Source organism: Vaccinium witches'-broom phytoplasma str. VAC (genome assembly GCF_000309405.1).
Classification (GTDB): Bacteria; Bacillota_I; Bacilli_A; order Acholeplasmatales; family Acholeplasmataceae; genus Phytoplasma.
This window is the reverse complement of record NZ_AKIN01000022.1, coordinates 1-1,438: the sequence shown is the minus strand read 5'-3', so window position 1 is coordinate 1,438 and position 1,438 is coordinate 1. Positions and strand designations below refer to the sequence as shown.

The window sequence follows — 1,438 nt, the reverse complement described above, 5'->3', positions numbered from 1 at the left end:
ACTATTTAAAAATAAATAAGAAATAATTGTAGATATAATTATCAATAAGATTAAAAAAGTCAATTTCTGAAAAACACTTTTATATGATGTAAGAATTTGAGAGTCATCCATAATCTTTTGTTTTTGAGAAATTTGATTAATTTTTTTTGTAGTTGATTGTATATTTTGTTGACATTCTTTTTTATTATTAATATAAGTTTTAAAATTATTTTTATAAAATCGACTGGAAGGGTCGATAATAAAATCTAAATATTTTGTTTTTAAAATGATATATATAGCAATTAAACAACTAAAAATGTGAAATATTAAAAAATAAATTTTATAAGGAATCATTATTTTAATTTTCCGCAATAAATATTTAAATATTTATTAGGAACTAAACCACGTTTAGGTTGAATTAAGTTGATTAACATATGCGTAGAATCAAACAAATTAACTTTATTAATTAATTTAGTCGTAAAAGGACAGTCAGAAGTTTTTTTCAATTCATATATTTCTAATTCATTTTTATTAGGAAAATTTATTGCAAACCCTAATGTCGTTTCGTAACTATTATTTTTGATTTCAAAATGAATATTATTTTTAATATGAGCTTGAGATTCATATTTTTTTTATCCCATTTCAATAACTTCAAACGCTTCAGGAAATAATACCTTACCCCAAGTTTTTCCTACTACTTTTTTAGTTCCTGTTTTTAGAGCGGTTTTAGCAATAGCATGACCTACTTTTTGATTTATTTTTTTCTTTATATATTCTTTAACTTTGTTTTTGATAGGTTTAGGAATTTTTTGGTATTGCGATATTTGTTCGATATCTCTTTGTTGAATACCCATTTCTTTTAACTCTTTGTTAGAAAATTCACCTTTTGATATTAATTTCTCTATTAAATTATCAAAATCAGGATCATCTAAAAATTTAGTTAAATGATTTAAAAATTCAATTACACTAGTAATGAAAGAAGGAGACATATCGCAATCACAAAAAGTGATATCTACTTGTTTAATTTCGTCTAATTGATTCGTTTCAAAAAAGAAAAACGCTTTTCCTTCGTCGTTTAAAATATAATATCTAACTATATCATTGATCATAGATACTCCATCATCTTTATGATCTAATATTTTATCAGCCATAAATGTTTTAAACCCGTTCCAAAATAATTTTGCGGGTGGCACAAAATTAAGAGCGATACCAGTAGCATTCCCTACTAATTGACTTTTATTAGCATATTATTGATAAGTTCGACAAGGTACCAATGTAATTCCAGGAATATCATAAAAAACTCTTGCGTTATCAGCAAAAATATGACCATCCTCATGTCTCCAACATTGAAAAAAATGTTTTTGGTTCTTATCTTTCTCATAATCATTAGGATTAAAAGTATAAATTTGTCGTGTCCATAAAACTAAACAAATCATTAATATAATAAAAAAAATTTTAT

General features: G+C 23.9%; 3 protein-coding genes and 1 pseudogene. All 4 read right to left on the bottom strand.

Going from position 1 to position 1,438, the window contains the following annotated elements; genetic code table 11:
• A partial coding sequence (locus RI68_RS04140) for a hypothetical protein (RefSeq protein WP_038104350.1) occupies positions 1–333 on the bottom strand: 333 nt, incomplete at its 3' end.
• Entirely contained in the window at positions 333–485 is a 153-nt protein-coding gene (locus RI68_RS04195) for a hypothetical protein (RefSeq protein ID WP_017193365.1), read from the bottom strand. The genes RI68_RS04195 and RI68_RS04140, both read right to left, overlap by 1 nt.
• 126 nt (positions 486–611) lie before the next feature.
• A complete protein-coding gene (locus RI68_RS04190; protein WP_017193364.1) occupies positions 612–1,130 on the bottom strand; it encodes a hypothetical protein in 519 nt (172 codons plus the stop codon).
• 96 nt (positions 1,131–1,226) lie between these two features.
• A pseudogene (locus RI68_RS04185) lies at positions 1,227–1,438 on the bottom strand (hypothetical protein); the annotation flags it as partial.

Bases quoted from the DNA above. Each gene is read 5' to 3' on its own strand.
- RI68_RS04190 (WP_017193364.1), bottom strand. From the start codon at position 1,130: ATGGCTGATAAAATATTAGATCATAAAGATGATGGAGTATCTATGATC.